The 595-nt window shown below is 28.9% G+C and carries 2 protein-coding genes; both read right to left on the bottom strand.

Annotated features, from left to right (window positions below; all coding sequences use genetic code 4):
- The coding region (locus M0D11_RS06390; RefSeq protein WP_252321144.1) for a hypothetical protein at positions 1-248 on the bottom strand (248 nt) is incomplete at its 3' end.
- A gap of 22 nt (positions 249-270) precedes the next feature.
- Positions 271-477 carry a hypothetical protein gene (locus M0D11_RS06395; RefSeq protein WP_174480862.1) on the bottom strand — a complete coding sequence of 69 codons (207 nt, stop codon included), beginning with the start codon at positions 475-477 and terminating at the stop codon, positions 271-273.
- Positions 478-595 lie beyond the last annotated feature (118 nt).

Below are 595 nucleotides of genomic sequence, written 5' to 3' on the forward strand. Positions count from 1 at the left end.
CTTGTAAATCTAAATAATCCTAAAATTAAATAAAATACAAAACTAACATTTATTAAAGCAAGAATAGGCAAAGGTAAAGTGTATAAACTATCATAAAAAAACGATTTAATAAAAAGTGTCACAGTATGTAACCCAGCAAAAGAACTTAAATACTGCATATAAATAGTTTGTACCAAAGTATTAACAACCGGTAAAAGTCTACCCAATAAAGGTAAAACAAAAACCAAACTAAAAAATAACTTTACCATTTGCTTGCTTCCTTTCTAATTACTAATGAGTTCCATGGATAATATGACCAACAAACTGCTTAATAAATACAAGAACCATAAATACAATTGAAATTAACACTGGTCAATTTGTAAGTGTTCCACCATCACCAGTTGTAAATACTCAACCAAAAATATAAGTAAAAGCATTTAATAATTGTTGTCCTACACCACCTATCATGGTTAATAATGCTGATAGTCCAGCGGGCATATTAATCACCCCCTTCCTCTAATTCTTTTTGTTGTTTTTCCATTTCTAATTTACGTTTCTTCTTTTCAAAATCTTTACGACAAAAAATACAATCAGGCTCACTATCATTCTCCTTTAT

Source organism: Spiroplasma endosymbiont of Lariophagus distinguendus, assembly GCF_023846195.1.
Lineage (GTDB): Bacteria > Bacillota_I > Bacilli_A > Mycoplasmatales > VBWQ01 > Spiroplasma_E.